Here is a 26,093-nt window from a genome sequence, read left to right as displayed (position 1 = left end):
CCAGTGAGGCTCTGAACTGACTAACTATTTAATGTGATTGGTATAATACACAGTGACATAGCGTACTCATTTTATTTCGTTGATTAGTTTTTAGTCACTTAGACGTGTAATCGGTTTGTTGAAGCTCAGGTTTCATCGTGGCGCTTATTTGCAATTTGCTCCTGCTGTGCGGGGGTGAGTTGGGTAAATTCATTGATCAAAATACGCAGTAATCGAGATTTTGCAATATTGGTGGATTTCGATAGGGCGTCAAGCTGAGAAATGCTGTTTTCAGTGAGGGTAAAGGTCGCGTGGCGATAAATCTTAGTCGATTTTTTATCTAAGCCCTTAACAGTGGTGTGTGTGGTGGGCGCGGCTAATAAACTCGCCTTACCTAAGGCGTAGTTATTGGCATCTTCAATGAAATCATCGACAGAAACCGGCTTGATGATTTGCTTAGGTTTCTTACGTTTAAGATCAGTTAAGCTCATAGCTATTTTCTGGTGGCATTGCGAATAACTCATCCGCTATGGCGCGGATCTCATCGGCTGCTTTCCCATCGGGTTCTATTTCGACGACTGAAGAGCCTCTTTCTTCACTGTCATCATAAATATTTCTGCAAAATGTAACTGAATTTAGCACTCTTAGTCCAAAGGATTGCACCACATCTTTGGCTTCTAAAATGCGTTTAAACTGTGTGGGAAGCGCTGGGCATTGGGTTAGCACTATAGTCGCGATCATTTTAGGATTCACCATCTTACAAGTACTTAGCATGTCTTCCATGTGGGGTAATGTTTTGAGATCGCGTCTTTTGGGTCTGAGGGGGATAACAACATAAGTCGCTACCGACATAGCTGCGCGCATGGCTAAGTTATCTTGGCCACCACAATCTACAATTACGTAGTCAAAACGCTCATTGAGGCTGAGTAAATCATTACGAATCTTGCCGTAAAGTTGGATGCAATTAATGCTTGGGAGGCTTGGATCATTATTTCTTGCTTGGATCCAATCTGAAGTCGTGCGTTGGGGATCACAATCGACCATGAGGACGTTTGCCTGAAATTTTTGCTTAATATAAACGGCAAGATTTTGAGCGAGACAACTTTTTCCGCTACCACCTTTTTCACCACCTACCAGCAAGATCATACAGACGCCCCTTAATGAATTGTTCAATTCATTGAGTGTAGAACAGAGCCATTAAAGCTGCGAAATTTAAGTTAAATTAAAGCAGTTGCATAGCAATATGGTAGCTTTGGTCATGGCATCTCGCACAACGGCAGACTTGTCCTTTAACGGTATTTTGTTGGGTTGAATTGGGATTAAAGGTCACTTCGATGAGTTCCCCGAGTGCAAACGGATTTTTATAATCGAATAAAATGCCGCGTCTTGCTAAGTCGATACACACACCTTCATCAGTTTGCTTCATGCCTTGAGTGTCGATCCAATTCAAGACCACGCGCTCTGCTTCCATGTCGACTCGCAGTGATGTGCGTTTTTCTTCAAAACCACTAGTATGGTTACCCATAACTCAATTGCCCCGTAAATTATTGATCTCAGTAAAACTAGCATAATTGCTTTTTGGCAGAATACCAATGTGAAAGCTAGGTCTTTGATAATAGTTTTAAAACGAGAACAGCAGGTGCCATTGATTTAGGTTTCAATAGCACCAACTCAGGTATTTGATTAATTGTCGTATTCTTGATTTTTTGGATAAGGCATTTTTAATTGGCCCCAACGAATCACAATCACGGTTGCCGCTAAAATTAGCGTCGATAATGATATTGCTGCGATACGCCAGTCTTCCATGCTCTTCATATCTAAGATTAGGTAACGGGCCAAGGCGACAATCGCAATATAAAGCGGCATACGTACTGGTAACTTACCGGATTCATAGTAGTTAGCCACCATGGCTAACACTTCTAAGAAAATAAATAACAAGAGTAAATCGGCCAGTGCGACCATACGTACAGAGATGATATGCACAATTTCTTGGCCTATTGCGACAACGGTGGCAATGGCAATAATAAATAGGACTAAGTGTTCAACGGCTTTAAGGCTTTTAGAACCATATTGATGATAAAAAGGCATGGATATTCCCTACTTGATGTTTTTATAAATAGTAACAGCAAAAATCTGTTTTTAGGGAAAAGCTAGGCGCCGCTGTGTGATTTAATTCACAGATATGTACGATCTTAAATTCGGCGCAAAGTGGAGTTAACGTGGTTGTATTGTAAAAGGTGATTCACATGATGAACAAAAGGGAAGCGAGAGCGAATGTGTTAATCCGCTTATGCTGTTACCTTGACTCAATCGTTGTACCAACATAAGCGGTTTGAATATAAAAGATTATTTATTCTTGCGTTTCTGCCACTTAAACATAATTGAATATTTCCACAGATTATTAATCAGCAAATAACCGACAGCGGAAAAAACCACTCCTAGCACGAGACACCCGAGTAAGAATGCCGGACCTATAGTCGCAAGCGATGCTTCAATCCATTGCCAACTTGCTTCGAAGGCAAAATCTTGCGGAGCATGGCCGAGTATTTTAGCTCCGAGCAAATACGCCCCATAAAACATCACTGGCATAGTTAAGGGATTGGTTATCCATACTAATGCAACTGAAACAGGAATATTAACGTTAAATAGAATGGCAAAAGCCGCTGCAACAACCATCTGAAATGGCATGGGGATCCAAGCGACAAATAACCCTACGGCAAATGCGCCTGGGGCGGATTTTCGATTAAGTGCCCATAGATTGGGATTATGTAACAAGCGTCCGAACATGCGTAAGTGTTTATGCTCACGCAAGGTTTCAGGCTTAGGCATAAATCTTTTAATTAATTTTTTTGGCATATGCTGAAATTGCTGTCTTAACTTAATTCACTATGAATCGATTCATGTTTGGCTTTAGTGCCATCTTATTATCAGCGATGTTATGGCCTTCGCTGCCGCCAGTCAGTTACATACCCTACCTTGTTGTTGGGGCGTTAATCTTACACCGAAAAATCCCTGTCTGTGCAGGTGGGCTCTTTGCGGTAGCATGGCTAACTGGTTTTTGCTTAGGATTATCTAGGCAGGATTTGCCAGTGTTACAACAACCTATACAGGTAAGGGGCGAAATCATATCACTAGTTAGTCGAAACAGCGACTGGCTAAGTTTGGATATATCGCTCATTAAACCAAATTTAATCTTAGGACCAAACGCAAAATTGCGACTCACGTGGAAAGATCCGCCAGAAGTCGATGTGGGTCAGGTTTGGCTGTTTACCTTGACACCTAAGAGCATTGCTAGCGTGCTAAATCAAGGCGGCTACAACGAACAAAAACAATTAATCAGTCAACATGTGGTCGGTAAAGGGCGAGTGATTGAGGCGCAGTTACTTGCGGTTTCGCCTTCATTGCGTAATGACCTCATAAGCGCATTGACACCTGAATTAGCCTCTTTACCTCAAGGTGACATTTTACTCGCCTTGCTTTTGGGGGATAAGCATTTGATCTCACAAGCTCGTTGGCAAGCACTAAGGCAGACTGGCACTGGCCATTTAGTGGCGATTTCCGGTTTGCACCTCTCCGTTGTCGCGGCATGGGTATACGCTTGCCTTTTGTTTGGATTGAGTCGTTTTGTGTCACATCAGAGTCGACGTAATATGACTTTTGCGTTAGTCGCGGCAGGTATAGGCGCAGCATTTTATGCCTATCTTGCAGGTTTTGGTGTATCGACTCAGCGTGCACTCGTGATGATTTTACTGTTAATGCTACTGAGTTTATTAAAGCGATTTTCTACTGCGTGGGAGCGCTTGCTGTTTGCATTGTTTGTCGTATTGTTACTCGACCCGCTTGCTTGTTTAAGTGCGGGATTTTGGCTGTCGTTTTGTGCTTTAGGGGTGATTTTATATACCTTAGTCATCCAGCCCAAAGAGTTTACGGCTGTGTCGACTCGAAGGACGCGTGTAGGCGCGGGGCTTTTACAATTTTGGGCCATCCAGTGGCGCTTGAGCCTTGGGCTTGGATTACTGCAAGGAGCACTCTTTGGTGGTGTGAGTTTACACAGCTTGTGGATGAATATCCTAGCTGTGCCATGGTTTAGTTTTGTTGTTATCCCATTAGCTATGGCGGGATTTATATGCTGGTGGGTTGGTACTGCGTTTGGGTTCTCTTGGTTAGGACTGCTTCGCCTAAGTGATTGGAGTTTATCACCCTATGCGCAGTTGCTAGACATAAGCCAGCAATTGCCAGCCCATTGGTTAGCGCTTTCAGATACGATATTAGCCTTGGGGTTATCCGCGCTCATCGGTGGTGTGTTATGGCGCTATGTGCCTAAAAATAAAAATTATACTTCTTGGTTAAGCCTGCTGAGTTTACTGTTTATTCCCGCTTTGCTTTTCTGTATTACGCTGTGGTCACCCGTTCAAAATAATCGATGGGCTATGCATTTACTGGATGTAGGCCAAGGTTTAGCTGTGGTTATTGAAAAGAATGGTAGAGGGCTGGTTTACGACACTGGTGCCGCCTTTGGTGATGACTTCAGTTATGCGGAGCGGGTGATATTACCTTTCCTAAAAGCTAAAGGCATTCAAGAGATTGATTATATTGTTATCAGCCATAGCGATAACGATCATGCCGGTGGTGCCCCTGTTTTGATTGAGGCTTACCCTAAGGCTTTAGTGATCACAGACGTGGCTGGCTTTAGCGGCCAAGATTGCCGTCCAAAGCAGATTCAATGGCAAGGGCTGAGCTTGAATTTGCTTTCTCCGCCTCAAGCGTTAGCGGGTAATAACGGTTCCTGTGTCATACGCATTGATGATGACTGGCAGAGTCTACTGCTTACGGGGGATATCGAAAAGCAAATCGAAACTTCGCTATTAAGTCGTGCCCTAAGTGGTGAGTATGAGTTACAAAGTGAAGTGCTCGTTGCGCCCCACCACGGCAGTAAAACCTCGTCAACTGAAGCCTTTATTGATGCTGTTGCCCCCAAGTTAGTCTTGTTTCCTGCTGGTTTTGCTAATCGCTGGGGATTTCCAAAATCCACAGTGGTTGAACGGTATCAGCAACGGGAGATTATGGGCCTAACTACAGGTATAGAAGGGCAGATTAGTGTGATTTTTCAGCAGTCTGAGCGAGAGGTTAAGACCTATCGTGGTGATTTAGCGCCATTTTGGTACAACTCTCTGTTTAGATTTGGTGACTTGATTAATCCAGAGTAGAATGCCTACTTTGCCATAATTTAGTGTTATCAATGACAACATCTCCTAAAGACGAAATGTGGACAGTTTTCAAACGATTACTGGGCTATATAAAACAGATGAAAGGCATGTTTATGCTTTCAGTTGCGGGATTAATTATTTATGGTCTCGTCGATGCCGCCTTTATCGCTTTCATCGGCCCCTTTATTGATAAGGGTTTCTCCGGCGGCGCACCTGCTGCGGTGACCAACGGCATAGCATTGCCAACCAGTGAAGGTTTTCACGCAAACAACGACGTGCTTATGATGGCGCCGCTTGTGGTTATCGTTATGTTTTCCCTACGTGGCTTTGCTAACTTTGTTTCGACTTACGGCATTTCATATATGAGTGCACGTTTGATCATGGACATGCGTCAGCAAGTGTTTGAGCATTATCTGAGCCTGCCTGTCAGTTATATGGATAAGGAAAATACCGGTAACTTGATCTCAAAAGTGACTTTTGATACTGAGCAAATCGCTCGAGCATCGGGAAGTGCTTTGATTTCCATCGTCCGCGATAGTGTGACTGTGTTTGGTATGCTGGTGCTGATGTTCTATAACTCTTGGAAGCTATCCCTCTGTATTCTTGTGATTGGTCCTATCATGGGCATGGTCATTGCGGTGGTTAGTCGTCGTTTCCGCAAGGTCTCTAAGCAAATTCAAACCGCCATGGGCGGGGTGAGTGCGACTACGGAGCAAATGATTAAAGGCCATAAAAACGTATTGGCCTTTGGTGGACAGGAAACCGAAGCAACCCGTTTTGCTAAAGTAAACGATCAAAACCGCCATCAAAATATGAAGTTAGCTGTGGCACAAGCCATTAGTCAGCCTCTGATCATGATTATTGGTTCATTCGCCTTAGCCTTTGTACTTTATGCGGCAAGCTTAGACAGCATGAAAGCCGATCTTACCGCGGGTACTTTCGCGACGATTCTTGGTGCCATGATGGCCATGTTACAGCCAATCAAAAACTTAACCCGAGTGAATGCCGAATTTCAACGGGGTATTGCGGCTTGTACCACAGTGTTTGAATTACTGGATACGCTGCCTGAGTCAGATACGGGAACTTATACTGTTGAGCGTGCTAAGGGTCATCTACGTTTTGATAATGTGTGTTTTACCTATGACAGCCAAGATCGTCGTGCTCTTGAGAATGTCGATTTTGAAGTCAAACCCGGGCAAACCTTAGCCTTAGTTGGACGTTCTGGCTCAGGTAAGTCGACTATTGCGAGTTTAGTGACCCGTTTTTATACCGGCCTTGAATCCGGCGATATTCTGCTTGATGACGTCAGCATCTACGATTACTCGCTAAAATCGCTGCGCAATCAAGTGGCACTGGTATCGCAACAGGTGACCTTATTCAACGATACGATTGCCAACAACATCGCCTACGCCTATCCCGGTGAGGCGACTCGTGAGCAGATCATTGAAGCTGCGACCTTGGCCTATGCGATGGAGTTTATTGATCAGCTGCCCCAAGGCCTTGATACCCAAGTGGGTGAGAATGGTGTGTTATTGTCCGGTGGTCAAAGGCAGCGGATTGCGATTGCGCGCGCTATGCTACGTGATGCGCCCGTGTTGATCCTCGATGAAGCGACCTCTGCACTGGATACTGAGTCAGAAAAAGCCATTCAAAAAGGGTTAGATAACCTCAGACAAAACCGCACATCTGTAGTGATCGCCCACAGGTTGTCGACCATCGAGAGTGCCGATCAGATTTTAGTAGTCGATCAGGGGCGTATCGTCGAGCGCGGGACACACCAATCACTATTGGAATTAGATGGCATGTACGCCAAATTATACCAAATGCAATTTGGTAGTTAGATGCAGGCCTTAGTGAATAAAATCTGGTATCAGGGCCATCCACTGCGATGGCTCTTGTTACCTTTATCTGGCTTATTCGCGGTTATCACTTATGTGCGCCGCGCTTTGTTTCACCTAGGGATGAAATCACAAACTGCAATGCCTGTACCTGTCATCGTCGTCGGTAATATTACCGTCGGTGGCAGCGGTAAGACGCCAACTGTGATTTATCTGATTGAATTACTGCGCCAACATGGATTTCACCCCGGTGTGATCAGTCGTGGTTACGGTGTTGATATTCAAGGTGTTAAATCGGTTTGCTTAGGTGCAAGTGCGGCAGAGGTGGGTGATGAACCTGCCATGATAGTGGCGCGTACTCAAGTGCCTATGGTGGTTGGCGCTAAACGGGTCGATGCGGCTAATGCGCTTATTGCTGAGTTTGGTGTTGATGTCATCATCTGTGATGATGGCCTACAGCATTATGCTCTGGCACGCGATATTGAGCTGGTGGTAATTGATGGTCAGCGCGGTTTAGGCAATGGCTTGCTATTGCCAGCAGGTCCATTGCGTGAAGGCGCGTGGCGTCTCGATACCGTGGATTTTATTGTCAGTAATGGCGGCCCAGCGGCAAAAGGGCAGTTCGAAATGCAACTGACACCTACGGCAGTGAAGCCTGTTAAATGTGATGCGATGTCTGGTGAATATACTTTCGATAAGTCTCTGCCGCTCGTTGCGATGGCGGGCATAGGTAATCCAGCGCGCTTCTTTGAATCGTTGCGCGCACAAGGCTATCAACTGGCCTTCTGCCATGGTTTTGATGACCATCAGGCCTACGATAAAACCCAGTTAGGTGATTTAGCCCAAGGCTTGCCACTGTTGATGACAGAAAAAGATGCGGTTAAATGTCGCGATTTTGCACAAGAAAACTGGTGGTATTTGGCGGTCGATGCCAAGCTATCCCCACAATTTGATGAACAGCTGCTCGCACGTCTTCGTGAAGTGGCTGCAGCTAAATAAGGAAACTTCCATGGCATTCGATAAAAAATTGTTAGATATAGTGGCTTGCCCTGTGTGTAAGGGAAAACTTGAGTACGATAAAACGACGCAGCAGTTGATTTGTAAGGCAGATAAACTTGCTTATCCGATCACTGAAGGTATCCCTGTGTTATTGGAAAATCGTGCTGTGCCACTGACCGAATCAGTCTAGTGTGATGTGAATGCGCGTATTGTCTCATACGCGCATGCTTGCTTTTTATTCTGCTTATTATCGTTTTAGCTATTTTTAGCCGATTTCAGTTTTTTGTATTAGCAACTGTGCATGTTTCTTCATTACTTTGAGTTTAGTTAATAGCTCATAAATTTTTGTTTATCAGCATTGGTTGCCCCCTCTTGGCACTCACCGCGGATTTCTCCTCGACCGGGCTCGATAATTCGGCTTAATTCAATATAACCTTCGCGGCAATAACCCGTCATTTCAAGGGTTTTGATTAAACCTAAATCAACCTGTCTCCCCCAAATTTCTAATGAGTCCTGTAGATCTTGCATCGCGCGACGTTGCTCACGGGGATCTTGCATATTACGTATGCGTGCCTCGTGTGGAAAAGGGCGCTCGGTATCATTCATTGTCGACTTTTCATCGACCAGACGCGCTTTGTAGCTGAAGAGTTTAAGGCCATCGCTTTTAATATCTGTCGTCAACTTATCCCGTAATTTTCCGGCGAGTTCACTCGGGTCAATTGGCGCACTGCTGCAGGCGATGAGCGAGAAACAACTTAAGATGGCAAGGCTGAGATATCGAAACGGCATAATCAAATTTAACTCTTAGGTTATTAACTGACAGAAGAATACCTTAATATGGCCCTAAAGTTCATGGATTTATGGCATTCTCATAGGGTGAGTACGCGCCGATAGGTGTAATGGATTAAGGATGGGCGAGTAATGTGGGCGTTTTGGTCGAATAAATGGGCGCAAATCGAATGGGATATGGGCCTGACTCAAGGTATATGCCTTATGTTCTTGGCGTTATGGCTCTACGCCATATGGCCAAAAGAAGAGTTAGTGCAGCTCCGGCGGGATAAACATCTCCAATTACGTTTGTTGCTGACGTTGGTGGGGATCAATGCGCTGTGGTCGTTAAATGCCAGTATTCAAACTGGGTTACATCTGCATTTTCTGGGAATTGTCACTTGTATGCTGATGTTCGGCTGGCGTCTTGCGACCCTAATGTTGCTGTTGCCTAGCGCTTTTTTTAGTCTTTTTGTATTAAAGCAGCCCGCTGATTTTGGTGCTTTTAGTTTGTTCGCTATGGCTGCACCGCTGTTTCTGTGTTTTATCCTATATAGTCGCAGTTACCACTTATTTCCTAAACATATTTTTGTATTCATCTTCGTCGGTGGTTTTATCAATGCGGGCCTCTCAACTGTGTTTCATCAATTGAGTTGGGCGATGTGGTTGTGGTCTGCAGCGGATTACGATTGGAATGTGTTAGTAGACGACTACCTGATACTCATCCCTTTGCTGGCATTCCCAGAGGCATTGCTTAATGGCATGGTGGTGACGCTATTGGTGGTGTATCAGCCCCAGTGGTTATTTGATTATTCTGACCGTGAATATTTGTGGCGTAAGTAAATGCGATAAAACAACGCAATAAAAGAACTGCGCCCGAAACCTCGTCATTCCAACGTAAAGCCCTTTGTAAGGATCCCATTGAACAGACGATTGAAAAGGTTATTGGACGCACTTATTTGTATATTTGCGCTGACCGTTGCGCCGTGATTTAGGCGAAGCGTTGGTCTAAGTAGTTAATGATTTCTTTTGATTCATATAACCACTGTACTTGACCGTTTTCTTCAATCCGCAGACAAGGCACTTGCTGTTTGCCGCCTTGAGCGATGAGTTCATCTTTATGCGGCGCTTTTTTAGCATCGTGGGTCACTATGTTGAGTCCTTGGCGACGCATTGCACGGCGGACTTTTACACAAAATGGGCATGCAGGATATTGATACAGGGCTAATGCTTGAGTTTGAGCATCAATTTTTTGTTGCTCAGCCAGTGGACGTTGGCGCTTCCTAGGGCTAAATACGAAGTTTAAAAACAGAATAATCCTGCCTAAAATCCAGCGAATGATAAACATGTTATTGACCTTAATGATAATTTTTGTGGAAGAACATTTGTGCGTCATGGCGCCACAGAAAGCGTGCGGCGAGTCTGAGACCCAGTCGTTTAAAAACTGTGATCTCAGTTGTATAAAGGCCGCAGAGTGTAACCTATGGCACCAAGCACGGCCAACATTTTAGAGTGAATTAACAGATAGATGATTTGATTGTAGAAGAATGGTTTTTTGATTGGTTATGACGCTTAGCCATAAGGTAAAAGCCCGCTAAAGTCGAACTTTAGCGGGCTTAGTTTTATATAAAAAGCAAGTTAATTGGCTAAGTTATTGAGCATCAATGGTGAGGCTCACTTGGGCTGCATTCTGGGTTAAACTCACTCGGCTTTCGAGCAAGAAGATCCGCTCTGGAGCAATTTCTTTCACGTCCACAAGGTAAGCTTTAACGGCTTTGGCTCTTTCTTGGGCCAAATTACCCAACATGCCATCGTTAACATTCTGCGCTTTTACCGACAGATTATATAAAGCGATATGCCAGCGGGTGGTGATTTCGTCATCGGAAAGCTGCGCGTCTTTGGCCTCTGCGATAACAGTGTCTCTGATTTGGGTAGGATCGGCTTTAACTTCTTGTTCATAAAGCTTTACTAACGCATCAGCAAGCGGCCCTTGGGTCGGGAATTGGCTCGGACTTAAATCATCAGGTAACGCACTGAATTCGATATTGGCTAATTTAGCCAATTTACGCTTCATGATGCGCTCAGCAATGGCTTGGCTGTCATTGATGGCATCGACTTCCCCTTCAACGCTAAGCTTGAGCATAGGTCTGTCGAGTAAGGCGCTAGCGAGTTTGTCTAAACTTTTTTGCTCATCTTCACTTAGGCTGAATTTGCCTGCGGCAAAGCTGATCTTATCTAAGGTTTCGTCAGAGCCTATGAGTCCTGCTAAGAAAGTGAAGGGCGCTGTGACGGCTTTAGTGATTACATTGGTAATCGCCGTCATTATGATGCTGCCGACACTAAAGCTAGGTGAGTCTAAATCGCCAGAGACTTCCATGCCTAAATCAATCACGCCGTTACGGTCCTGCAGCAGGGCAATCGCGAGCGTGATGGGTAAGCTAGTGGCAAGGTCACTGTCACTGGGTTTACCAAGTTTCAGTTGGTCTATGACCAGATGGTTACTGCCCTTGAGCTTGTTCTTATCGAGTTGATAGTTCAGCGATAGTGATAGCTGCCCTTTATCTATGTAGTAACCCGCATAGGTGCCTGAGTAAGGATTGACTGAGGTTAACTCAACGCTCTTAAAGACTAAGTCGAGATCTAAATATGGCATATCTAGCAAAGGGTTAATATCGCCTTTTAGAGTTACAGGCGCATACTTGTCTATCTTACCTTTGATATCGACCGAGGCCTTAGTCCCTGGCGTGGACGACAGGTGAGTGATATTGCCTTCAAGCAGCTCAATTCCCGAAGCAAAATTCGGAGTCAGTGAGTTATCGGCAAAGTAAGCCGAGCCTTGGCTAAAGCTAATTTTTTGAATATCGAGGCTTAACTCAGGCGTTGTCTTGCTTGCCGTTTGCAGCTCGGTTTGCTTAGCACTGGCTGTGGTTGTGTTTTTAGTTGTCTTGCTATTTGCAGCCGGAGCCTCAACGATAAGATCGCTGATATTAGTGGTTCTATCTTTGGCTATCACCACTTTGGCGTAGGGTTGATTAAAGGCTAAGTGATCAATTTTGATTTGATTTTTCTGTTGGTCAAAATCCAGTTGATTGATATTCATCTTTTGCCATTTGACCAGCGGAGCATTACGCAATTTGTCATGAATAGCTAAATCATCGAGCTCAACACTGCCACCGTAAATGGCTTTGCCTTTAGCATCGGCGGTCAGCTTGCCTGCTGAGCTTAATAGACCGCTCTTGAGCTGGATATTCACGTAGGGCGCTAAGTAGGGCTGAAATTGGGTTAATGCAAGCTTATCGAGTTGGATATTGGCATCTATGGTTTCGCCCGTCACATCGACTTGGCCTTGAGAGCTCAAAGTACCTTGATCATTGAGACTGAGTTGTAGCTCATATTCAATAGGAGCGGTTAAGGTACTCGTGATGACCTTAGTTGAAAAATTAAGCGGATACACTCGCCATTGCTGCGGTGTTGCCGTTAGCTTTTGTTCCGATAGATTAAGGTCATAGTTTTCAATATTGAGCGCATCGAGTTGCACTAACCAAGTGTCTTTTGAAGGTGTCTTAGGCGCTTGCTTGATTGGCAGCAGAGGATCTGCCTCAGAAGCGACTTCTGCAGCGGTTTCTTTAGTGGCATCAGTGGTGACATTTGCGGTCGCTTCTGTCTTTTGTTCTGTTTTATCACTCTCGTTAGTTGCGGCTAATTCGCTTTCCGTTGCTTTGTTTGCGCTATCGCTTGGACCAGTGGCAGTCTCTGCTATTTGACGTTTTTCTTCCTCTTGCGCAACTTGTACGCGCTCAAGCGATTGAGCATCTGCTGGCTTAGCATCGATTGGTTTAGCAACCGGCTGCGTAGTCGTTGTGGAGGCACTTAACGATTTAGGCATGAATAAGCCAACAAGATCGAGCCCGTTTGGGTTCAAAATGGCACTCATTGTTAGGCCATCGCTGTGGAGTTTGTTGATATGCACTTTCTGCTGCTTCAAGTTGGCTGAAATGCCGTCGAGGGCAAACATGGGGAGCTTGACCACTGAGCGATCTTTGTCGTTAAGGTTAAGTTTTTCAACAATAAACTGGCCATTGTTGCTGATGACTTGTAACTCGCCATTCTCGGCAAGATCCACTTGATATTGAGTTTTAATACTGAGCTCGCCATCCGTGAGGACGGGATTAAATTGATCGTCGATAAATCGCCATAGTGGTGTCAGTTTCAGTTTGGCGACTTGGATGTCACCCGCAACTTTTAGCGGGAACAATTGGAATTGCCCCTGCAAACTGATTTCACCAGTATGATCATCACTGAGTTGTATCGCATAGTGATTGTGCTTGATAGGCACAATGGGTGAGTCAGACGTTGATTGGGCGTTTGGTGTTGTATTATCAACTTTGTTTACTTTTATGGCTGGTGTTATCGATGCCGATGATGCCGCCATCAAATATTCAGTATCAAGGTAACTGAGTTTTAGATTGATATTGGGGTAGTTCACTTGAGCGTGGGTAATTTTGTCATCGAAGTTAAATTGTCCTGCATCCAACACAAATTGGCTGAGCAGGACACGAACGGGTGAGCTGGCTTCAGCGGGTGTCGTTTCTGTATCGGTGGATGAATGCTCGTTCAAGGTCTGCAGAATATCGTCGAAGTTGAATCCAGCTTTCCCTTTTTTTTCCCCGCGAATGATATGTGCGTAGGGCGCTTGTATGTGTATGTTTTCGATAACGGCGGCGCGATTAAAAACAGATCGCCAAAAGTGTATTTCGAATTGGACTTGTGCAATGCCAGCAAAAGGTTTGTCGTCTTTTTCTTTAATGGCCAGTTGGTCGATTTCGACTTTGAAATTAAAAGGGTTAATGCGTATATCACCGAGGGTGACGGGACGAGCGAGCAGAGTTGAGAGTTTTTCTGGTGCCAGCGTGGTTATCGCATAGGGGAGGATTAAACCTAATGTGCAGACATAGCTAAGGTAGACTGCTGTGAGGTAAATAATCACTCGCAGGTATCTTGGGAGGGCAAAAAAAGAGTGTCTGAATTGCGATAACTGGGTCAGCATTAATATCAAGGCTCCAATGCATAAGACAGGGAAAAACTTCCATAAGTACGGACATTCTAGCGAATAATGCTAATGTTTCCAGAAATTATTTATATTTTTACCAATGAAATCTTGGTATTACACAGACAATAACGTCTTCTGATCTAAGACGTTCCTGAGTGGTAACCTATCATCTACATTGATAACTACATGTGTTTCAGCCTATGGCTAATGATTTGAGTCGTCAATACTCGCTATATTGGAGGCTATTTTTGATCAGCGATTTAAATAACTAATCGCTGCAATAATGGCGCCTTGTGGATCTTTTATCCAACAAAAACGGCCTACTTCGGGAATATCTTCAGGACCAAACAGAATATCCCCGCCAAGCTTTTTTGCGCTGATAGCGACTTGATCGACATCGTTAACGGTAATGTAGCCGGTCCAATGTGAGGGAAGCGTTGGGAGCAAACTATCGGTGATCCCCCCAATACTGACGCCCTGATTTTCAATAATATGATAATTACCGTGGGGCATTTTGACTGTTTTAAAGTGCCAACCAAAAATCTCAGCATAGAAGTGCATAGCTTCTTCGGTATTATGGGTTGTCAATTCATGCCAACTTAACGCCCCTGCTGTGTTAAAAGCCGATTCCATAAGCGCATCCTTTATTCTATTTTGGGTAAATTTTGTGTATTGAGCCGAGGTTAACTGTCAGTGTTCAGTGCCGGCTGTATTCTGAGCCATATTTTTTGTGCGTTATCTTGATTGAGTGTAGTTGAGGCAAGTTGATAATTCACAAGCGGCAAATTAAAATTTTTGCGTTTTTTAGGTCGGCAAACATTAAATTAACTTAATGTTCTACAAGGAGATTCACTTTATTCGGTGCTGGCTAATCAGCTTCTTGTGGCTCAGTGACGCTGCGGCTTAGTTGATGGGCTTCATCTTGCCCCTTGCGCCAAGACTTAGCACTGAAAACAGATTTTAAAACGGGTTTGTTTACTGTGGTTTGAGTGTTAGACCTGACTCCCGTTAACTTGTTAATATAGGCGAGTTTTGCATCTTATCGATGCCACATTAGGGGATATGAGATTGAATAAGAGTTTAGTGACGAATTTATTGGCGGCAGCTTTGGTCGTTGTGGGTTACCTGATGAATTCGGCAATTGTCCTGAATGTCGGATTATTTGCTTTATCGGGTGCGATTACCAACTGGGTTGCAGTTTATATGTTGTTTGAGAAAGTCCCCGGACTCTATGGTTCGGGAGTCGTGCCTTCTCGTTTTGAAGAGTTTAAGGCGGGTATTGCTCATTTGATGATGAAACAGTTTTTTACCACTGAAAATATCGACCGATTCCTGTCTGAAAAAGAAGGGCTGAGTAAAATAGACTTGGCCCCAGTGATTGAAAAGGTTGATTTAGCGCCTTCTTTTGATGCGTTAATTAGCACAGTCGCCCAATCTTCCTTTGGCGGCATGTTGTCTATGTTTGGTGGCACAGATGCCTTATTGCCGTTAAAAGAGCCGTTTATTGTAAAGATGAAAGCTTCTTTAGTTGAAATGGCACAAAGCGATGCATTTCACGAGTTGCTGAAACAAGAAATTGAACAGCCAAATGTGATGGCCGATCTGCAAACTAAAATTGCTAACATAGTGGAGCAAAGATTAAACGAGTTAACACCGCAAATGGTGAAACAAATCGTTCAGGACATGATCCAAACGCACTTAGGTTGGTTAGTGATTTGGGGCGGCGTGTTTGGCGGTCTGATTGGACTTGCCGCAGCCTTAATCCAAGGTTAACCTGAGTTAAAGCCGCGAATAGAATGGGAGCTTTGGCTCCCATTTTTACTTACGCATTTTATGTTCATCATTTTGTGTCCTGATTAAATAGCAAGGAAGTCTATGAACCGTCACCACAGTATCAATTATTTGGAAATCCCAAGTCGCGACATTGCGAGTTCTAAGGCTTTTTTTAGCCAAGTTTTTGGATGGACCTATGTCGATTATGGCCCTGAATACAGTTGCTTTATGGATGTCGGCATTACTGGGGGATTCTATCAAGCCGACGTGAATTTCACCCTCGCAAAAGGTTGCCCGCTGATTGTGATCTACAGCCAGAACTTAGAATTGACTCTGACGGCTGTCGTAACAGCTGGTGGCATTATCACAGCTGACATCTTTAGTTTTCCGGGAGGCCGTCGATTCCATTTTGTTGAACCTTGTGGCAATGAATATGCCGTCTGGTCAGAATGATCCTACTGTCACTCCTTGTATTCGAAATTGTTGTTTAGATCAGCAAGATATTTGTTTAGGTTGTTTCAGGCATCTTGATGAAATTTTAGCGTGGCGCGTTATGTCGGAAGTGGAGCGGCAAGCTTGTTTTATTAGGATGGAGGAGCGTAAGGGGGAGTATCTGGTTAAGTTCAATGACGTGGTTAGTAGAAGACAGAATGGAGCATGATTAGTCGTCAGCATTAGCGCGTTATAGATTGATTTTGAAATGTTAATTGAATAATCCAACGGCGAAATACGCATTAACGTATTTCGCCGTTGGCATTTTGAAGCACCTTGGCATCTTGAAGCAGACGTTACACTGGATCTACCACTATGTGCTCAAGTTCGATGGCGGCAACGGTATGGAGCGCATCCATAGTCGCGCCAACTAAGCTGATTTTTCCTTGAGATGACTCAATTAAAACCGCACGGCTGATATCGCTAAATTCACGATTGTGGCGCGCCAGATTTGATAATGCCATCTGCATGGGCAGCATAGAAGGATTGAATGCCGCATTTTCTGCGTAGCGACCACAATAGGTTGCGCCATCATGGGTTTCTAATACCACAGCGGCAAAACTTTGGGTGTAAGGTGCATAGCTTAAACCTGCATGATCTAAGCCTTCTATGATCATAGGATCGGCACTGTCTAGTGCAAATTCAGTTTGTTGCTTGGCCATTAAGGGCGAAGTGACATTTAAGTCTTTTGGCCCAAAAGCATAGGGTAAATAATAGGCCAGAGGATGGCTTTCCTGTGCGGGTAGATGAATGCAGATCTTGCTCCCTTCAACCAGTTCATTCATAAACTGACGACAATGACCGCAAGGACTGGCATTAACTATGATATCAACAATTTGGCTTTCACCACTGAGCCATGCGTGGCTGATAGCGCTTTGTTCTGCATGGACAGAATGAAATAACGCTTCACCGGGTAATTCTAAGTTGGCACCCATGTAGATATCGCCACTTTTACCTTTGGCTATCGCGCCGACATAAAACTCACTGATAGGCGGTTTGGCCAATGCCGCTGCTATCGGCAGTAATGCTAATAACACTTCTGCTTCGGTCATTTTGCTTGCACTTGTTAGCGTAGCAAGTTGCTGCGCATCAATGTGTCCAGCAAAATTCTGGTGCAACATTGGGATAAGTGCATCGGCTAACGGCGTTGGCAGTTGGGTTATGCTACGAATGAATCTATCTTGCATTTCCCTATTCCTTATTTGTTAAGTTCATGGAAGAACATTCTAGTAATTTTGTTACAGCATAAATGCGAGTTAGCTCGCGTTTATACGCTGTCAATGTCAGTGCTATCGAGAGTGATAAACTTATGTTACTCACGAATAGAGTGAGTCTATTGGTGCACACAAATAAGCTTAAGACTATAAAACAAAAGACTTAAGCTTGAATTTACACAACTTAAAGTTCACGCAAATAATGACAAAGGGCAGCAAGTAGCTTTTGCTTAGTCTCATCCGCTTGTGTTTCTTGTAGCAAATTTTCTAATTTAAGTACGTAGTCTTGATCGGCTAAGCGACTTCGACAGAATTCACGCCAGCGCTGCGACTCTGTATCATCGAGTAGTTCAGGGTAATTACGGGCGCGGTAACGAAACAACATCTCAGGAATACGTGGATCATCAAACTGCAAATCTAACGCCGCTAGATTTTGCGGTAGGGTATGACGGATGATTTCCATTTTCGCTTTATCAGCTTGGCTAAAGAACCCACCAGAATACAGCATCAAATCGGGATCTGTGGTTACTCTGCTGTCATCGTGCTCAAATAATAGCGCCAGTTTTTCGCGTAATTCTGGGTGACGTTTTAGGCGTTTATACTGCTCTCTGGCAAATTCTTTATCTATGCCTAAACGAGCGGCATGCTCATCACTGAGGATTTTTGCCGAGGTGATAAAAGGGCACTTATTAAGATGAATTTGTTTTACTGCGATAGGTAATTCATCTTCGGCAAGATCAGCCCTTGACGTATACATGCGCGTTTTAATTTGCTCGACATCTAGCTCGAATAGCGGCGTTAAATCCATGGCTAAATTAACGCAAATAACGGCATTTTTGTTAGTAGGATGGTGCGCTACGGGTGAGATCAACGTTGCACAACCATTGCGCGCACTAATTTTAGAGCTCACGTGAACCAAAGGCTGCATATTGAGCACATCGATTTGATCGCTAACCGCTTGCTTACGGCGCAGGTCAAAATAGTACTGATATAACTTAGGCTGTTTCTCGCGAATGAGTTTTGCCATAGCGATGGTCGCATACACATCAGACATAGCATCATGGGCTTTCTCATGGCTTAAACCATTCGCTTGGGTAAGATGTTCTAGCTTAAAACTCGGAGAGCCATCTTCCTTTGTCGGCCAGTTAATACCTTCGGGCCTAAATGCATAACAAGCGCGCACTAAATCAATGATATCCCAACGAGAGTTGCCATTTTGCCATTCACGGGCATAGGGATCGATAAAGTTCCGATAAAAGCCATAACGGGTCACTTCATCGTCAAAACGCAGTGAGTTATAACCTGCAACACAAGTGTTTGGTTGGCTAAATAGCGCTTGAATTCGTCCCATAAACTCAGTTTCAGGGATGCCTTTTAAATTAGCTAACTGTGGAGTGATCCCTGTGATTAATATTGCTTCCGGAGACGGCAAATAATCAGTGGCTTGCTTACAATAGAATGTCTCAGGCTCGCCGATGATATTGAGATCTAAATCCGTGCGAATACCAGCAAATTGCGAGGGTCTGTCTTTCGCTGGGTTCGCTCCAAATGTTTCGTAGTCGTGCCAAAAAATCGACCCTGCTTTATCGTCTTTCATTTTCATTTATTTTCGTTCTCTAAAGCATGTAACTTCATGTTATCATTAGTTAAATTGCTTTAATTGGATTCGTTGTCATTCACATCAATTTAGTATGCAGCTCTTCGATGTGAGTACATAATCTGTATATATTGAGTTCTGCGTCAGATTAGCTAAAATCACATGTACACAGGGTAATTAAAATGTCTTTATCTGACAATTGGTTACGTGCAATAAACGGCAAACCATATTTAGAGAAACCAGAGCTTGCAGACCGCGACGGCTTAAGCGTTCGTATTACCCCTGCAGGGACTATAACATGGCAGTATCGATTTAGGATTGATAATCAACCTGGACGCTTAACCCTTGGTCGCTATCCTGATTTGAAACTAGCTGACGCACGGAAACTGATCCCTGAATTACGGAACTCTGTGGCAAATAATATAGATCCACGTGTGTTTTGGAAACAGCGCAACACATTTGCAGGCCAGACAACACTGAGGGATTGCTGTGAACAATTTTTATCGGCGCGAAGTGCAGCACTTAAGCCGAGCATTGTTGCTACGTAGCAATCCTGCTTTAGAGCACATCTCTATGATGCTTTTGCTGATCGCAAAGTCGAAAGTATCACACTCGGCGAGTGGATAGATTTTTCGATAAAAAGGCAATTCATAGTCGAGTCACCGCAGGTGAGATACTCAAACAGTTAAAGACGGTACTTAGCTGGTCCGTTCGCCGACAAATGATATCGCTTGTTGATGTTCTTCAATTACGAGTCAGTGATGTGGGCTCCGCGCCCAAAGTCGGTTCGCGAGTACTCACCATTCTAGAGTGTGGCAAAATCATCCGTGAGCTTGATAAATGCCGCGCGACCAAAGCAGTAACCAATGCTATCAAGGCATGTTTACTTACGGGGGCATATATCAGAAATATTAAAATCCAAACGGGCTGATTTTGACCTTGAGTCGATGGTCTGGACCTTCCCGATAAATAATAGCAAAACTAATTTGTCAATCCGGAGGCCAATCAGTCCCGCCTTATTCGACATATTGCAAGAACAGTGAAACCTCTATCACTCGCCATGGAGTTTTCCCGCTGCAAACGATCTTAAGCGCCCGGGCAACATCGCTTCAGTAAATAAGCTGGTCCGCGAGATCAAACTAAGACTAGAAATCCCTGACTGGCGTATTCACGATTTTAGACGCACATTATCGACCAGAATGTCAGAAGCTGGGGTGTTGCCCCATGTCACAGAGAAGATGCTAGGCCATCTACTAGGCGGGGTGATGGCGGTGTACAACAAACACGATTGGTTAGATGATCAAGCCGCGGCCTATGAACAGTGGACAAATAAGCTGAAATTGGCAGCTCTGGGTGATAGCAAAATAGTCGTGTTAGAAAGAAGGGCATAGGCATGCTTGCCGTTGACTATTGAAAATGGCTTATTTATTTATTTATTTATTTAGTAAGTCAGTTGTGTTGCCAAGCCGCAGTAACACTCCTTTATAATGAGGTGTATTAGAACTCAGGTTGTTGTTAAAAAAGGACTTTATGGAACTAAAATTTTTAATCACGCGGGAACAGTTAATCACAATCGCGGAAAGAATCAATTCAGCAAGCATTGCAAAGAATACTCGTTTAGCTAAGTGGTTGTATGCCCTTATCGTTCGTGCATTACTCCTATGGATCCCGTTATTATCCCCGTTACTACTGTTTTATTTTTTCGTAGAAATTCACTCCCCAGAGACATATATCGCAATCGCAATTTGCGCTATCACTTACCTTCTTGTGTGGAAATTTGTATTAAAAAACATCGCCGAAAATCAAGCTAACAAATTTGCAGGCAAGATAACCACTCTGGATCGAACGATTGAAAACACAACTTTACAGAGCCTTGCGAGCCTAGAAGGGCGCCACACAGTGACCGCCACAGCCTCGAGGCTAACGTTTGTGCCCCCTAGCGGTAAATCCATCACCATACCGTGGAAAAAGTTTTGTGCTTTCAAGCAAGACGATGATTTTTATTATCTAACCGTCTGTAAGTTGATGATGTTTAAAGCCACTTATTTAGTCGCCAAAAATGGTGACACAACAGAAACCGCAGGCTATCAAGCAGGTTTAGAATACATAATGTCTCGGCTGCCGCCCGATAAAGTGGGGCGGTAAAACATCAAAATATCGCATGAATGATTCAATCAGTTCACTATTGCCACTAACGCGATTGTTGTTGAACATCCAGCGAAGTGAGCCTTTGTTAAAAGTCACATTTGAACTAACCTTAAAAATGATGAACTGATCGCTACAGCCTTCTTTTAGGGGCTGCTAGATGCAGTTTTTCAGCTCATTAAAACGCTATGTTATCAATGACGATGTATAGCTTTGTTAGTTAACTAAAAAGGACTTTTGTTATGAGCACGCTTAACACTTCTGCCTCAAATAGTGATCCAATATTCCCCTCAACATTTCCTGTTATGATCAGATCCAATCAATTTCCACAATGCTTATTGAGAATGTCTGGACAGGATTCACCACAGTTCAATGGTAATGGCTTTGGTACCGTTAATTGTCAGGCAGACCAAAATGATCCAGATAAAAACCCATGGGAGATTTTTAACGCTATTCGTAACGGCGATGGCACAGTCTCCTTTGAGTCTATGGCCTTTCCGAGTAACTATTTACGAATGGCGGGTGAAGCTTCGCCAGTTTTTAATGGGAATGGATTTGGAACCGTAAACTGCCAAGCATCGATTGGTCCTTGGGAAAAGTTCAATGTCGCAGTTCTAAGCGACAGCGCCAGTGGGGTCTTAACCTCCATAGCGTCAAATGCGTTTCCAAGTAACTATCTTCGTATGGCCGGAGAGCAATCTCCCTCGTTTAATGCTGCAGGGTTTGGTACCGTAAATTGCCAAGCCTCTGTCGGACCTTATGAGCAATTTCATCTAGGTGCAGTCCTTAAAGAGTCAGTTGAGACTCTTGGACAGTGGTTCCCAGACTCACAACCTACACCTGCACAGATAGAGAAGCTTGTGGCAGCCATAATCACAGGCCAACAGCCCAGTAATGTCGAAATGCAAGCGGCCACTGAAATGCAAAGTTTTTTAACGTTAACGGAGAACGAAAGTGTAGCAATAGAAGCAATTGATCTAGAGGCAATTTCCCCTTGCACTAAATCAATCGCAACATTCTGTATTGATGTGTTATTGCTTGCTCTGCAACTTGCAAGCATACGCATTATGCGAACTGACAGCATGGTAAAAGCGGCAGTACAGGCGTTGGGGGCTGAAGCTGTTGGCTTGGAGAGACTGATCACGGGTATCAGCAGTGCTTCTACCACGCTGAAAAAGGCGACATTGATATTTCAGTTTATCTCGCAACTATTCAATATAGGGTTTATTAAAGGCGTCATTAAAACAATCGTCAATGGCCTAAGCTGGTTTGGAGCCATAGTCGCTGCGGTATCATTCATCGCGACAGTGGTCGCATGGATATCAACCGATGGTGTCTTGTTAATTGCCCAAATAGTACTGGTCGGCACAGGACTTGCCGCTATCATCGCTGATGCTGTAGCAGTAGGCACTAACTGCGGTAGTAAAGGCTGTAATGTCGAAGGCGATGAGTTTATGGCCTAACAGTCCATCGATAAAGGTCTAAAAATAAAGCCCCAAAAATGGGGCTTTATCTTAAGGCTTAATAAATCAATTCAAGCCGCGACTTGCTGTTTTTCATCCCACTTATCGAGCGACGCTTTTAAGTAATGGCGGCCATTATGGATAGGAGCAGGGAAACCGTCGTTTCTTCGCCACTTCCAAAGCGTTGCTGATGAGCTAATCCGGTAGCGTGTCATGACTTCCTTAGTGGTAAGAAAGAGCGGCACTTGCATTTGCTGATCCACGGTCGATTGGGTCGAAATCATCATTTACCTTCCTTTGCCAATTCCTCGGCGAGTCGTTTTAAAAATTGTTGGCAGCTGCCGACTTGTTTGCGGGGCAGGGTATAACACTGGCGTAAAGCGTCTTTGATGACTGCAGATTGCTTCATGCCGATTTCTCCTTGGTGCTGTTAAACGCCGTGAAGGTGAGAGCAGGGCGCAGTGATAACAGTCGCTGTTTAAAGGCTTCGGCCTTAGCATTGTGCTGCGCAATGTCAGCTTGCTTTTGTGAATGGCCCGCCGCGTTGCAATAAAACGCCTCGCCGATGCAGATCACCGCTTCAATGTCCGTCGTATGAGCGTTTTGTTCCCTTACGATGTAGGGCCGGTGAGCATTCGCACTGCGCAATATTGGAGTGAAACGATTCGGTTTAAGGCATTTACCTCCCACACACACTTAATCACACTAGGGTTTGATGATGTGGCGCCCGAGATTATGCGCCAATCGACCACTGAGACGGACGAGCCAATGTTAGTGGGATGGTTATGACAATGACAATAACAAATAGCACAACTGGGTTATGGACTTCACGCAGGAGGATTTATGGCTAGTCGCGCCGCGGATTTACTGAAAGTAGGGCGCCGTTTACGGGGCATGACCCAAGACGAAGTGGCTGAGATTTACGGCATCAGTCGCAGCACTTACCAACGTTGGGAAAATGGCCGCACTAATGCGCCCTATGACGATGTGACATCGATATGCATTGATGTGTTTAAGCTTTCGGTTAAGAAGATAAATGAGGTGGCTAATGGCCTTTAGCGATGAACCCGAGCAGAGGATGAACATTAAGGCGTTACGGTTAGGGTTATATCGCTGGGGCTGTTATTGGGTGTACCAAGAATTGGGCAAGGGGTTTTCGAACCGCAGCGCCTGCGACCGTTTAGGCGAAGCCTTGGGCGGTGGCAACTTAAAGCATGAACTCAACGTGCCTGCCCACGTCGCCCATTTTGACCAGCTCGTTGAACAGTTATCGATTAACTGCAAACGTGCTATTCGCGCCCATTACTTGTGTAAAGAGCAGTGGGCTTTAATGGGATTTGACAGAAAAAAGTCTTATATCTTCTGGCTAAGAAAAGCCGAAATGGCACTGCTGGATAGGATGAATTAGAAGGAACGCCCTCTTGCGAGGGCTGGCGGGTTAGACGGTTGTCCACCAAGATTGCTAACCCGTTGACTGGATTTTATCAAAAGTTCGGACAGATACCTATGCAAACTCATTCGCGATTAAATGATGCACTGAGCTTAGGTGTGATCTCTATATTGACCACAATGAAACTATGCTTTTACAAATTATTGTTTTGGTATCAGTTTTCATTGGCTGAGTTCGGTACGATACCCACTGTCGCAATCCTCGAACCCACCATCTCACGAACATGCAATATTACTTCCCCAAAATCTTTACTTGCACCTAAGGTCGGCTCGTCAGTCAAGCTCTGACGTAGCACTTCATCTAATGACAAATTATCATTAGCAGAGAGTTCAATACCGTAGGAGTGCTTTAAATCTGCTACTTTGGTGTAGCCTTTCAACTTCAATTCACCCGTAGGTAATTCATAATGATTGGCTTCTGCAACACCAGAGCAAACCAGATCAACAAACTCACGCACATCGGGCTTCATCACAATAAATAAATGATCGCCAGCATACAGGAAGGTTGATCCCCTAGGTGGAATTACATTGTTTCCTCTGGTTATCATCGCCACTACTGTACCGTCAGGTAAAGCCATTTGGGATAAACGGCGACCAGAAGCCCGTGAGGTATCGCCCAATTGATACTCGACAATGTCAGCATCCACATCGCCTAAAGCAGTAATTTCCAGTGTCGCTGCAGGTGTCGCAGGAGGCGGTTCCGTAAGTCCTAAAGCGCGTGCAACCCAGGGTAATGTTGACCCCTGTATTGTCGCTGAAATTAACACGACGAAAAACACCACGCTAAAAATAAGACTGGCACCAGGCAGACCATAAATCAGCGGATATATAGCCAGAATAATAGGCACCGAACCACGTAACCCAACCCAGGATACTAGGGTAATTTCACGCGCATTAAAGCCAAAAATCTTCAGTACAGGGATTACCGACAAGGGTCGCGCGATTAAGGTCAGGACGATTGCAATCATCAGTCCTTCCTGCCAGACATCCAGCAAAGACGAAGGATTAATCAGCAAGCCTAAAAAAACAAACATAACAATCTGGCCTAACCATGCCAAACCATCGTGAAATAAAAAGGTACTGCGCTGAAAAACAAAACGACTATTCCCTATCACCACACCAGCGATAAAAATAGCTAAAAAGCCGCTGCCGCCAAGATTAGCTGCTACGCCAAAGGACAGTAAACCAAATGCCGCGACCATCACAGGATATAATCCAGAGGTCGTCAGATGGATACGATTAATAATACGTACTGATAACCAGCCTGCCGCTAAACCCACTGCGGAGCCGATACCCATTTGCTGGATAAACAGCATCAATAATCCAGTCCCTGGTTCAAGCCCTTTGACCATGATCTCCAATAAGCCAACTGTTAAAAAAATTGCCATAGGATCGTTAGTCGCACTTTCAATTTCTAATGTGGCTTTAAGGCGTGGGTTGATATGAATACCTGCATTACGCAGTAATGAGAATACGGCGGCAGCATCGGTTGAACCAACAATGGCACCAATCAGTAAACCGTAAAGTAAGGAAACATCTAGAATATAAGCCGCTGCAGCACCAGTGATCATGGCTGTCACCAATACGCCTAAAGTCGCCAACACAGAAGCAGGCTTCCACACTTGCTTAATCGACGCGATGGGTGTTTGCAAACCACCGTCAAACAAAATAATGGCTAAAGCTAAAGACCCAAGCGCGTGAGCAATTTGTGCATTATCAAAAACAATACCTCCAGGGCCATCCTCACCAGCTAACATGCCCACCATGAGAAAGAGCACCAGTACGGGTAAACCCAATCTCGCAGACAATTTACTGGATAAAATACCAAGAATAATCAAAATCGCGGCGAGGAGAATAATTTGATCGATCACAAACATAAATAGTTTCTCTTTAATTAATGTAGGGAAATTAAACCATTACAGAGCTTTTAATGACTGCGCCAGCTCTAAAATGATACTTCACTAAGCCTAATTGTCAGTTAGAAATCGTCAAATGCATGATGCATTTTGGTCTTGTAGTCAATGATTCCATTTATCCAAATGCTACGTGACCCACTTCACATTTCAACTTTGATAATTTCAAAAAATCAAAATTTACGATTGGCACTCAATAATGCTGT

General features: G+C 44.3%; 29 protein-coding genes. 15 read left to right on the top strand and 14 right to left on the bottom strand.

Annotated features, from left to right (window positions below; all coding sequences use genetic code 11):
- Positions 1–125: 125 nt before the first annotated feature.
- The 5 genes from L5L94_RS11370 to L5L94_RS11350 all read right to left on the bottom strand — a co-directional run bounded on the left by L5L94_RS11370 (position 126) and on the right by L5L94_RS11350 (position 2,835).
- Positions 126–470 carry a replication protein RepA gene (locus L5L94_RS11370; protein ID WP_263163208.1) on the bottom strand — a complete coding sequence of 115 codons (345 nt, stop codon included), beginning with the start codon at positions 468–470 and terminating at the stop codon, positions 126–128.
- Positions 457–1,125 (bottom strand): AAA family ATPase, encoded by a 669-nt coding sequence (locus L5L94_RS11365; protein WP_028760405.1) that lies wholly within the window; start codon positions 1,123–1,125, stop codon positions 457–459. The genes L5L94_RS11370 and L5L94_RS11365 overlap by 14 nt, the downstream gene beginning before the upstream one ends.
- 76 nt (positions 1,126–1,201) lie before the next feature.
- Positions 1,202–1,504 (bottom strand): PilZ domain-containing protein, encoded by a 303-nt coding sequence (locus L5L94_RS11360; protein WP_263163206.1) that lies wholly within the window; start codon positions 1,502–1,504, stop codon positions 1,202–1,204.
- A 158-nt stretch (positions 1,505–1,662) separates the two neighbouring features.
- Complete coding sequence (locus tag L5L94_RS11355) at positions 1,663–2,067, bottom strand: phosphate-starvation-inducible protein PsiE (RefSeq protein ID WP_028760403.1); 405 nt, start codon at positions 2,065–2,067, stop codon at positions 1,663–1,665.
- 258 nt (positions 2,068–2,325) lie between these two features.
- Positions 2,326–2,835, bottom strand: coding sequence for a DUF2062 domain-containing protein (locus tag L5L94_RS11350; protein WP_028760402.1), 510 nt, complete (start codon positions 2,833–2,835; stop codon positions 2,326–2,328).
- A 32-nt stretch (positions 2,836–2,867) separates the two neighbouring features.
- Here L5L94_RS11350 and L5L94_RS11345 point away from each other — a divergent pair, with 32 nt between their 5' ends.
- Genes L5L94_RS11345 through L5L94_RS11330 form a run of 4 tightly spaced genes read left to right on the top strand, consistent with a single transcriptional unit; the run spans position 2,868 to position 8,213 of the window.
- Positions 2,868–5,186 carry a DNA internalization-related competence protein ComEC/Rec2 gene (locus tag L5L94_RS11345; RefSeq protein WP_263163204.1) on the top strand — a complete coding sequence of 773 codons (2,319 nt, stop codon included), beginning with the start codon at positions 2,868–2,870 and terminating at the stop codon, positions 5,184–5,186.
- 32 nt (positions 5,187–5,218) lie between these two features.
- On the top strand, positions 5,219–7,027 hold the full coding sequence (gene msbA / locus L5L94_RS11340) for a lipid A export permease/ATP-binding protein MsbA (protein ID WP_105252892.1): 1,809 nt from the start codon (positions 5,219–5,221) through the stop codon (positions 7,025–7,027).
- Positions 7,028–8,023, top strand: a complete 996-nt coding sequence (gene lpxK / locus L5L94_RS11335; protein ID WP_263163202.1) for a tetraacyldisaccharide 4'-kinase — start codon at positions 7,028–7,030, stop codon at positions 8,021–8,023.
- Between the two features lie 10 nt (positions 8,024–8,033).
- Positions 8,034–8,213: a Trm112 family protein gene (locus L5L94_RS11330; RefSeq protein WP_006081200.1), complete on the top strand. Its 180-nt coding sequence runs from the start codon at positions 8,034–8,036 to the stop codon at positions 8,211–8,213.
- 137 nt (positions 8,214–8,350) lie between these two features.
- On the opposite strand, the gene L5L94_RS11325 is transcribed toward L5L94_RS11330, so the two are convergent.
- Entirely contained in the window at positions 8,351–8,812 is a 462-nt protein-coding gene (locus tag L5L94_RS11325) for a hypothetical protein (RefSeq protein ID WP_028760398.1), read from the bottom strand.
- Positions 8,813–8,944: 132 nt separating this feature from the next.
- Between L5L94_RS11325 and L5L94_RS11320 the strand changes: the two genes are divergently transcribed.
- Positions 8,945–9,634 (top strand): energy-coupling factor ABC transporter permease, encoded by a 690-nt coding sequence (locus L5L94_RS11320; RefSeq protein ID WP_263163200.1) that lies wholly within the window; start codon positions 8,945–8,947, stop codon positions 9,632–9,634.
- Between the two features lie 148 nt (positions 9,635–9,782).
- On the opposite strand, the gene L5L94_RS11315 is transcribed toward L5L94_RS11320, so the two are convergent.
- The 3 genes from L5L94_RS11315 to L5L94_RS11305 form a co-directional block, all read right to left on the bottom strand.
- Positions 9,783–10,139: a glutathione S-transferase N-terminal domain-containing protein gene (locus L5L94_RS11315; RefSeq protein ID WP_263163199.1), complete on the bottom strand. Its 357-nt coding sequence runs from the start codon at positions 10,137–10,139 to the stop codon at positions 9,783–9,785.
- Between the two features lie 303 nt (positions 10,140–10,442).
- The gene (locus tag L5L94_RS11310; RefSeq protein WP_263163196.1) at positions 10,443–13,838 is read right to left on the bottom strand and encodes a DUF748 domain-containing protein; all 3,396 of its coding nucleotides are present in this window, start codon (positions 13,836–13,838) and stop codon (positions 10,443–10,445) included.
- Between the two features lie 255 nt (positions 13,839–14,093).
- Positions 14,094–14,474 carry a VOC family protein gene (locus tag L5L94_RS11305; RefSeq protein WP_131524339.1) on the bottom strand — a complete coding sequence of 127 codons (381 nt, stop codon included), beginning with the start codon at positions 14,472–14,474 and terminating at the stop codon, positions 14,094–14,096.
- A 435-nt stretch (positions 14,475–14,909) separates the two neighbouring features.
- On the opposite strand from L5L94_RS11305, the gene L5L94_RS11300 reads away from it, so the two are divergent.
- From L5L94_RS11300 to L5L94_RS11290, 3 genes are all read left to right on the top strand, one after another.
- Positions 14,910–15,614: a DUF445 domain-containing protein gene (locus L5L94_RS11300; protein ID WP_105253144.1), complete on the top strand. Its 705-nt coding sequence runs from the start codon at positions 14,910–14,912 to the stop codon at positions 15,612–15,614.
- A gap of 102 nt (positions 15,615–15,716) precedes the next feature.
- Positions 15,717–16,067: a VOC family protein gene (locus tag L5L94_RS11295; RefSeq protein ID WP_105252887.1), complete on the top strand. Its 351-nt coding sequence runs from the start codon at positions 15,717–15,719 to the stop codon at positions 16,065–16,067.
- Positions 16,042–16,275, top strand: coding sequence for a DUF1289 domain-containing protein (locus tag L5L94_RS11290; RefSeq protein WP_263163194.1), 234 nt, complete (start codon positions 16,042–16,044; stop codon positions 16,273–16,275). Before L5L94_RS11295 ends, L5L94_RS11290 begins: the two co-directional genes overlap by 26 nt.
- Before the next feature lie 127 nt (positions 16,276–16,402).
- Here L5L94_RS11290 and cdd read toward each other — a convergent pair whose 3' ends face one another.
- Both cdd and sbcB read right to left on the bottom strand, forming a co-directional pair.
- A complete protein-coding gene (gene cdd / locus L5L94_RS11285; protein ID WP_105252885.1) occupies positions 16,403–17,293 on the bottom strand; it encodes a cytidine deaminase in 891 nt (296 codons plus the stop codon).
- Between the two features lie 211 nt (positions 17,294–17,504).
- The gene (gene sbcB, locus L5L94_RS11280; RefSeq protein ID WP_263163192.1) at positions 17,505–18,923 is read right to left on the bottom strand and encodes an exodeoxyribonuclease I; all 1,419 of its coding nucleotides are present in this window, start codon (positions 18,921–18,923) and stop codon (positions 17,505–17,507) included.
- Between the two features lie 176 nt (positions 18,924–19,099).
- Here sbcB and L5L94_RS11275 point away from each other — a divergent pair, with 176 nt between their 5' ends.
- From L5L94_RS11275 to L5L94_RS11260, 4 genes are all read left to right on the top strand, one after another.
- Entirely contained in the window at positions 19,100–19,465 is a 366-nt protein-coding gene (locus L5L94_RS11275; protein ID WP_263163189.1) for an Arm DNA-binding domain-containing protein, read from the top strand.
- A 555-nt stretch (positions 19,466–20,020) separates the two neighbouring features.
- Positions 20,021–20,308 (top strand): tyrosine-type recombinase/integrase, encoded by a 288-nt coding sequence (locus tag L5L94_RS11270; RefSeq protein WP_263163308.1) that lies wholly within the window; start codon positions 20,021–20,023, stop codon positions 20,306–20,308.
- 139 nt (positions 20,309–20,447) lie between these two features.
- Positions 20,448–21,062, top strand: coding sequence for a hypothetical protein (locus L5L94_RS11265; RefSeq protein ID WP_131524344.1), 615 nt, complete (start codon positions 20,448–20,450; stop codon positions 21,060–21,062).
- Between the two features lie 344 nt (positions 21,063–21,406).
- Entirely contained in the window at positions 21,407–22,525 is a 1,119-nt protein-coding gene (locus tag L5L94_RS11260; RefSeq protein WP_263163187.1) for a fascin domain-containing protein, read from the top strand.
- A gap of 71 nt (positions 22,526–22,596) precedes the next feature.
- Here the strand turns inward: L5L94_RS11260 and L5L94_RS11255 are convergent, their stop codons facing one another.
- Both L5L94_RS11255 and L5L94_RS11250 read right to left on the bottom strand, forming a co-directional pair.
- Entirely contained in the window at positions 22,597–22,812 is a 216-nt protein-coding gene (locus L5L94_RS11255; RefSeq protein WP_105252880.1) for a helix-turn-helix transcriptional regulator, read from the bottom strand.
- On the bottom strand, positions 22,809–22,934 hold the full coding sequence (locus L5L94_RS11250) for a hypothetical protein (protein ID WP_263163186.1): 126 nt from the start codon (positions 22,932–22,934) through the stop codon (positions 22,809–22,811). Before L5L94_RS11250 ends, L5L94_RS11255 begins: the two co-directional genes overlap by 4 nt.
- A 122-nt stretch (positions 22,935–23,056) precedes the next feature.
- Between L5L94_RS11250 and L5L94_RS11245 the strand changes: the two genes are divergently transcribed.
- The 3 genes from L5L94_RS11245 to L5L94_RS11235 are packed head-to-tail and all read left to right on the top strand — an operon-like array spanning position 23,057 to position 23,933.
- On the top strand, positions 23,057–23,314 hold the full coding sequence (locus L5L94_RS11245; RefSeq protein WP_251073342.1) for a hypothetical protein: 258 nt from the start codon (positions 23,057–23,059) through the stop codon (positions 23,312–23,314).
- Positions 23,315–23,368: 54 nt separating this feature from the next.
- Positions 23,369–23,584 carry a helix-turn-helix transcriptional regulator gene (locus L5L94_RS11240; RefSeq protein WP_168823718.1) on the top strand — a complete coding sequence of 72 codons (216 nt, stop codon included), beginning with the start codon at positions 23,369–23,371 and terminating at the stop codon, positions 23,582–23,584.
- Positions 23,574–23,933 (top strand): hypothetical protein, encoded by a 360-nt coding sequence (locus tag L5L94_RS11235; RefSeq protein ID WP_263163184.1) that lies wholly within the window; start codon positions 23,574–23,576, stop codon positions 23,931–23,933. The genes L5L94_RS11240 and L5L94_RS11235 overlap by 11 nt, the downstream gene beginning before the upstream one ends.
- Before the next feature lie 196 nt (positions 23,934–24,129).
- On the opposite strand, the gene L5L94_RS11230 is transcribed toward L5L94_RS11235, so the two are convergent.
- Complete coding sequence (locus tag L5L94_RS11230; RefSeq protein ID WP_263163183.1) at positions 24,130–25,851, bottom strand: potassium/proton antiporter; 1,722 nt, start codon at positions 25,849–25,851, stop codon at positions 24,130–24,132.
- Between the last annotated feature and the right edge of the window lie 242 nt (positions 25,852–26,093).

This window comes from Shewanella sp. SM21 (assembly GCF_025654335.1).
In the GTDB taxonomy this organism is placed as follows: Bacteria; Pseudomonadota; Gammaproteobacteria; order Enterobacterales; family Shewanellaceae; genus Shewanella; species Shewanella oncorhynchi.
Note: the sequence above shows the minus strand (reverse complement) of the source record. Positions and strands in the feature narration are given on the sequence as shown.

Excerpts from the sequence above, each read along its gene's own strand:
- L5L94_RS11370 (WP_263163208.1), bottom strand. The coding sequence starts at position 470 with ATGAGCTTAACTGATCTTAAACGTAAGAAACCTAAGCAAATCATCAAG.
- L5L94_RS11365 (WP_028760405.1), bottom strand. The coding sequence starts at position 1,125 with ATGATCTTGCTGGTAGGTGGTGAAAAAGGTGGTAGCGGAAAAAGTTGT.
- L5L94_RS11360 (WP_263163206.1), bottom strand. The coding sequence starts at position 1,504 with ATGGGTAACCATACTAGTGGTTTTGAAGAAAAACGCACATCACTGCGA.
- L5L94_RS11355 (WP_028760403.1), bottom strand. The coding sequence starts at position 2,067 with ATGCCTTTTTATCATCAATATGGTTCTAAAAGCCTTAAAGCCGTTGAA.
- L5L94_RS11350 (WP_028760402.1), bottom strand. The coding sequence starts at position 2,835 with ATGCCAAAAAAATTAATTAAAAGATTTATGCCTAAGCCTGAAACCTTG.
- L5L94_RS11345 (WP_263163204.1), top strand. The coding sequence starts at position 2,868 with ATGAATCGATTCATGTTTGGCTTTAGTGCCATCTTATTATCAGCGATG.
- msbA (WP_105252892.1), top strand. The coding sequence starts at position 5,219 with ATGACAACATCTCCTAAAGACGAAATGTGGACAGTTTTCAAACGATTA.
- lpxK (WP_263163202.1), top strand. The coding sequence starts at position 7,028 with ATGCAGGCCTTAGTGAATAAAATCTGGTATCAGGGCCATCCACTGCGA.
- L5L94_RS11330 (WP_006081200.1), top strand. The coding sequence starts at position 8,034 with ATGGCATTCGATAAAAAATTGTTAGATATAGTGGCTTGCCCTGTGTGT.
- L5L94_RS11325 (WP_028760398.1), bottom strand. The coding sequence starts at position 8,812 with ATGCCGTTTCGATATCTCAGCCTTGCCATCTTAAGTTGTTTCTCGCTC.
- L5L94_RS11320 (WP_263163200.1), top strand. The coding sequence starts at position 8,945 with ATGTGGGCGTTTTGGTCGAATAAATGGGCGCAAATCGAATGGGATATG.
- L5L94_RS11315 (WP_263163199.1), bottom strand. The coding sequence starts at position 10,139 with ATGTTTATCATTCGCTGGATTTTAGGCAGGATTATTCTGTTTTTAAAC.
- L5L94_RS11310 (WP_263163196.1), bottom strand. The coding sequence starts at position 13,838 with ATGCTGACCCAGTTATCGCAATTCAGACACTCTTTTTTTGCCCTCCCA.
- L5L94_RS11305 (WP_131524339.1), bottom strand. The coding sequence starts at position 14,474 with ATGGAATCGGCTTTTAACACAGCAGGGGCGTTAAGTTGGCATGAATTG.
- L5L94_RS11295 (WP_105252887.1), top strand. The coding sequence starts at position 15,717 with ATGAACCGTCACCACAGTATCAATTATTTGGAAATCCCAAGTCGCGAC.
- L5L94_RS11290 (WP_263163194.1), top strand. The coding sequence starts at position 16,042 with ATGAATATGCCGTCTGGTCAGAATGATCCTACTGTCACTCCTTGTATT.
- cdd (WP_105252885.1), bottom strand. The coding sequence starts at position 17,293 with ATGCAAGATAGATTCATTCGTAGCATAACCCAACTGCCAACGCCGTTA.
- sbcB (WP_263163192.1), bottom strand. The coding sequence starts at position 18,923 with ATGAAAATGAAAGACGATAAAGCAGGGTCGATTTTTTGGCACGACTAC.
- L5L94_RS11275 (WP_263163189.1), top strand. The coding sequence starts at position 19,100 with ATGTCTTTATCTGACAATTGGTTACGTGCAATAAACGGCAAACCATAT.
- L5L94_RS11265 (WP_131524344.1), top strand. The coding sequence starts at position 20,448 with ATGGAACTAAAATTTTTAATCACGCGGGAACAGTTAATCACAATCGCG.
- L5L94_RS11260 (WP_263163187.1), top strand. The coding sequence starts at position 21,407 with ATGTCTGGACAGGATTCACCACAGTTCAATGGTAATGGCTTTGGTACC.
- L5L94_RS11255 (WP_105252880.1), bottom strand. The coding sequence starts at position 22,812 with ATGATGATTTCGACCCAATCGACCGTGGATCAGCAAATGCAAGTGCCG.
- L5L94_RS11250 (WP_263163186.1), bottom strand. The coding sequence starts at position 22,934 with ATGAAGCAATCTGCAGTCATCAAAGACGCTTTACGCCAGTGTTATACC.
- L5L94_RS11245 (WP_251073342.1), top strand. The coding sequence starts at position 23,057 with ATGGCCCGCCGCGTTGCAATAAAACGCCTCGCCGATGCAGATCACCGC.
- L5L94_RS11240 (WP_168823718.1), top strand. The coding sequence starts at position 23,369 with ATGGCTAGTCGCGCCGCGGATTTACTGAAAGTAGGGCGCCGTTTACGG.
- L5L94_RS11235 (WP_263163184.1), top strand. The coding sequence starts at position 23,574 with ATGGCCTTTAGCGATGAACCCGAGCAGAGGATGAACATTAAGGCGTTA.
- L5L94_RS11230 (WP_263163183.1), bottom strand. The coding sequence starts at position 25,851 with ATGTTTGTGATCGATCAAATTATTCTCCTCGCCGCGATTTTGATTATT.